This window comes from Pseudorhizobium tarimense (genome assembly GCF_022968135.1).
GTDB lineage: Bacteria > Pseudomonadota > Alphaproteobacteria > Rhizobiales > Rhizobiaceae > Neorhizobium > Neorhizobium tarimense.
In genome coordinates this window covers 1-4,723 of sequence record NZ_JALJRA010000045.1, presented here as the reverse complement: position 1 = coordinate 4,723, position 4,723 = coordinate 1, and the positions used below count along the sequence as shown (strand labels likewise).

Annotated in this window: 5 protein-coding genes; all 5 read right to left on the bottom strand. The window is 55.5% G+C overall.

Features of this window, described 5'->3' with window-relative positions; translation table 11 throughout:
* Positions 1-1,131: 1,131 nt before the first annotated feature.
* The gene (locus tag MUU54_RS24360) at positions 1,132-1,824 is read right to left on the bottom strand and encodes a hypothetical protein (protein ID WP_247246516.1); all 693 of its coding nucleotides are present in this window, start codon (positions 1,822-1,824) and stop codon (positions 1,132-1,134) included.
* 221 nt (positions 1,825-2,045) lie between these two features.
* Positions 2,046-2,552 (bottom strand): hypothetical protein, encoded by a 507-nt coding sequence (locus MUU54_RS24355; protein ID WP_247246515.1) that lies wholly within the window; start codon positions 2,550-2,552, stop codon positions 2,046-2,048.
* 141 nt (positions 2,553-2,693) lie between these two features.
* Complete coding sequence (locus MUU54_RS24350; RefSeq protein WP_247246518.1) at positions 2,694-2,942, bottom strand: hypothetical protein; 249 nt, start codon at positions 2,940-2,942, stop codon at positions 2,694-2,696.
* Between the two features lie 65 nt (positions 2,943-3,007).
* The gene (locus MUU54_RS24345) at positions 3,008-3,412 is read right to left on the bottom strand and encodes a VOC family protein (RefSeq protein ID WP_247246514.1); all 405 of its coding nucleotides are present in this window, start codon (positions 3,410-3,412) and stop codon (positions 3,008-3,010) included.
* A 13-nt stretch (positions 3,413-3,425) separates the two neighbouring features.
* Positions 3,426-3,866, bottom strand: a complete 441-nt coding sequence (locus MUU54_RS24340; protein WP_312038872.1) for a helix-turn-helix transcriptional regulator — start codon at positions 3,864-3,866, stop codon at positions 3,426-3,428.
* Positions 3,867-4,723 lie beyond the last annotated feature (857 nt).

The window sequence follows — 4,723 nt, the reverse complement described above, 5'->3', positions numbered from 1 at the left end:
CTCCTGCGGATGGCGCGGCTAAGGCTCCGAGGGCCGTGTGGTGCGCGAGATGAATTCCTGCTTGCAGCAACTGCACAAAACCTCAGGAGGCTGGCCAAACTCAGGCCATCACACAGCGCCATTGCCGCTTAAGAGCGGCATGGGCTACCCTGCGCTACGGCTCGGGGCAAAGGGACATGCTTAATCCGCCCAAAAACAGAAATGGGCGGATGAGCAGCCATTCCTACGAGTTTTTCAACGGTATCGGCGCTTCTGCGCCATGAGGGCTATCGGCCCAAGCCAGAATTGGTGGCTCGTCCGAATCTATCAATCTTAGATCGTCGCTGACATGAATACGTTTAAGCCACCTCTGAACGGATACCGGTCGATGATCCACATCTTCATGAAGACCAGCCTATCTGTCATGATAATACTCTCTGCGCCGCTCGCTGTGGCTCAGGAAAATCCCTATCCGGGGCGAAGAGGGTTAGCATTCCCTGAGGGTACGCCTGAGAGCACGGCTTCATGCGCTGACTTGGCCGCGACCATTCAGGACCTGCAGGTTCCTTCCTATGAGCGGGTTGACCTATGGGCCACGGGACCTGTCTCGATCGTCGATACAGACCGAGTACTCTGGTATATTGGTATATGCCGGAAGCCTGGGGTGCGTGTGTTGTGCGTCATCTACTCCGACAATGGGATGCAAGCTGGGGACCGTGTCACCGTGCGGGGCGCAATGAGGGTGCAAGACAGCAAGCATATTCTACTCGATCCGTGCTTGGCCTCGATAGACTGATTGCCAACGCGGGCGTGACCGAATGCAGTCTTATCACACGTTCAGGCTACGTGTTCTCTTGTTCCACGAATGGCGAGTACGCAGTATGGCGGTGTCCATGCCTAAGCCTCCACCGCTCCTCCTACCTCGTCGCCTCCATCAGGCTGCCGGATGATAACACGTCTCGTCGCCACTCGGCCCCAAAGCCGCCACTGTGCTCAGGGCTATAATAGGAAGCGCTGCAACGGTCAGATAACATCCGATAGCGCCAACAACAGCTTTGTGCGATTTCCGGCGTTGCTGTCACGTCGATCGACGGAAGTGAGTTCCAGTGCCTGAAGCTCTCGTGGAGGCTTTGCGCCGAAGAGCTTCGTACACTAGTTGCCCAAAGAAACATCATCCCAACCGAACTCATCGAACCACTTGTTCGCCCAGTCCTGCATCGCAGTATGATGGCTTCCATCATCTGGTTTGAATTCAGTCTCGCCCGCTCGGATTCGTGCGGAGAATTCAGCAAGCTCCGCCTTCCGCGCGTCAATCAAAGTGCCATGCTCGCTGCTGCCATCAAGCGCCGGGATGCTTGTGAGGCCGGCAGCTCCCCCGCTTGGAAACTTTATTCCAAGGATGATTTCGCCTGAGGTGAACTGCTCGCGGTTATCGGTGATCGTATCCTTGACTGCGTTAATAAGGGCGTTTTCCAGAGAGATGCCGGGTGCTCTGACTTGCCACGCCTGAACTTTCTTTGCGAAATCCTCGCCGTTTTCGCTGATGAGCTTCTTCAACGTATCCTTCAGCGTCAGATCGCTGGCCTTGAAGTTGTCGGAGTCGATAAAGTCAAGCGCCGCCTGAACAGTGCTGTCCTGCTTCTCCTTTAAATCGAGGAGCGCGCCGTTGATGGCAGATGATGCCTTGGTCTTGGCAGGGCTGTTTTCGCTTGAAACGCCGTTCACCGTCGAAGTCAGGTCATCTGCCGGCGATGTCTGGTTACTGCTGTTCCCGGCATTCGATGCATCATTGGTCTGCCGCAAGATCAGCAAGGCCGCACTGTTTGCGGATGCTATTGACGTCATGGATCATTCCTTTGTGCCTCCGCCTCCCCAAACATCGTGGCCGGAAGTCATACAGGAGTCTGAGCTTCATGCTCCGCTTATCGGTTGAAGAGTAGTCAAAAGACACTCCGAATGCAAAAGTCTGGCTCTCGGCGGCCAATGGCGCGAAGCGGCAAGCCGCTCCCGGCCAATGCCGCATGAGGGGGTGTTACCCTTGATACGCAAGAATTCGCGTTAATATATCAGAACTCACGGAAAGGTCTTTCGCGGCCGAGCTTTTCGGAAAGACTGTTGATGGCTTTGTGGGCTTCGCTCGAGCCCCTTGTATCTGAACTACTAGAAAACTGCTGGGCCCGGGCTTTGATTTCAGCGAACTCAGACGAATTGATGTAAGCAGACACGCTTTCGGCAAGCTCCTGCATCTCTGACAGCTTGACCAACCACTCTTTCTTCTCGCGGTTTGTCAGCGTCTTATTGTTTTTGACGAGCTCCTCCAACTCTTCCCATGAGTCCGCGGCTCCCAGCCCTCCTACGACGATTCTTCCTTCTGTCGGCAGCGCTGAATCTACAGCGAATTTACCTGCCACCGCGGATGCAGACTTGGTCCCGCTGGATGGTTCGCTTGATACGCCATTGGCAACCTGAAGGATGTCATTCTGGTCGTCCTGCTCCGCAACCGATCCAAGTCTGATGGAAGACTGCTGCAAGATCGCAAGGGATGGACTATTGATTGATGAAACTGAGAGCATTGCCAATCTCCTAGTCATCCCGTTGCTTCATCGCAGAAGGATGCTCAAAAAAAGCGAGCGTCATGCGTCTCACAAATCTAAGTCAGACTCAGCTAATCATTGGGCATGTAAATATTCCCCTAACGCACCGCGACTAAATTCTCATTTAGTGCCATTTCCGCAGCAGAACGAACCAGAGACTCGGATGCTGCCGCTATGACCGCTTCTGTGCCGAAAGTTACCGGGACGGGGTTGGAAGAACATGTAAAGGCCGCTGAGGATCAGAAGACTGAGAGGGGGAAGTTGTGCGTAGTCGATTATGACGGGGGGCGGTCCAAGCGCCATAGCGACAAAATTCGCTGCGATGGTGAGTGTAAGTACAATCCCTAGCCACCGATGACTTTGGCGTATCCAGCTTCGCTAGATCATGAGTTCCTCGTGGGAGTATGCAAGTCGAAAAGTAGCAGATGAGCGCGTCACCGCGCCTGGACGAGCTTCCATCCGTTCCCGAAAGGATCACGAAAGCTCGCATCCACAGAGCCATAACGGGTTACCGGCTCCTGAACGAACTCGACGCCGCGGCTGCTCATCCCATCGTAGGCTGCCTGACAGTCCTCGACGACGAGAACCAGCGGGGGCATCGCTCCCTTGGCTACCGCTTCCTCTAGTCCTTGCGCGGTCGCCTCATCGACAATGGGTGGCTGGGGGCGAAACAGCCCGAGTTGGAAATCTGGCTGGTCTGGGTGCTGGACAGTAAGCCAACGATAGTCTCCGTTGCGGGCATCCGTGTGCACACGAAAGCCGACTTTATCGAAGTAGAACTGCAACGCCTCATCCTGATCATGGACATAAAGCCCGACAACTTGAACACCGTTTTTCATGAGAACCTCCTTTTCAAGCGTCCTGACTAGCGCCTTTCGTTGAGCGACGCTTCTCCGAAACTGCCATTTTGAGATGGGGCCGATGAGCAGCGCTCAGGAAGCAATGGGGCACCCACTCGAGTGCATCATCGTGGGCTCTAAGCCGACGACGTAGGGCGGTGGGATTCTCTCCCGTTATGTCCCGGAATGTACGACCAAAGGTCCCTATGCTGTCCCACCCAACCTGCATCGCAATTTCGATAACAGGCAGCTCCGTATCCCTCAGCAGGGCGGCGGCGCGTTCGACCCGCCGAGTGAGTAGGTAGCGATGCGGAGGAATGCCGAACGCTTCACGGAAAGATCGAGCGAAGTGGGCTTCAGACACGCCGCTAACTTTTGCGAGTCGCGAGACCGTCCATAGTTGATGCGGTTCTGCGTCTATTCGGTCTTTGGCGCGCAGCAGGCGGCGGAGCAATCGAAGGTCCCTGTTTACCGCGTTCTTCCGTTCAACTCCCAGAGATCAGGTCTCCATCAATTTCATCGAGCAACTCAAGCCCGAGCCCAAGGTCACGTGACGTAGCCTAAAGCGAAAGGTCGCAAGGTCAATGTCCGGTGTTGGCGCATGGACGTCATGACGGAGCCCGGCGGATACCGTTGAAAAACTCTGCAAAGTGACAGTATCGAGTTCCAGCCAGTGCGGTGTACGGTGCCGTCGGCGGTCCGATATCTATCGAGCGGCAGTTTTTGGAACGTGAGCTGGTCTGGTACTCAGCAGTGCAGAGTTGGAATTAACGAATGAGGCATTGGGGAAGATGGCTGCTAGTAGCTCACGCGCTGGTTTGGACCGCTTTGGCTTTCGCAGCCTACACAACTGCCGGACCATACACGCTTGCCAGTTGTTGGAAGGTCATTCCGACCTATTCCCCGCCCGCCGCCTTACTACTCGCGGCGACGGCCTTAGGTAGCTTGCTGGTGTTGTTGATTTCCATTTTCCGGCCCGCACTACGACAGAGTTGGGGATTTGTTGGCGCGGCGCATGGCATGACCGTTACGGTTGGCTTGATCGCCAGTACCCTTGCGGCGGATGTTGCTGCCGGTCACGTAAATTGCCTCTAACTCGACGCAGGAAGAATTTGAACCCGCATTGCGCATGCTAGACGGCCGTGATTCAATCGCCGCATGGATTTGCGGAGGATTGAGCGATGATGGGATGTCAAGCAGCTCCGGCGCAGCTCTTCTACGACTTCTGCCTTGATGATCACGTTCCTGCGGATCACCTGCTGCGCGGGATCGACCGCCATCTCGAACTCGACAGCGTACGGGCGCAGTTGA

Coding starts and splice junctions, on each gene's coding strand:
- MUU54_RS24360 (WP_247246516.1), bottom strand. CDS start 1,824: ATGACGTCAATAGCATCCGCAAACAGTGCGGCCTTGCTGATCTTGCGG.
- MUU54_RS24355 (WP_247246515.1), bottom strand. CDS start 2,552: ATGCTCTCAGTTTCATCAATCAATAGTCCATCCCTTGCGATCTTGCAG.
- MUU54_RS24345 (WP_247246514.1), bottom strand. CDS start 3,412: ATGAAAAACGGTGTTCAAGTTGTCGGGCTTTATGTCCATGATCAGGAT.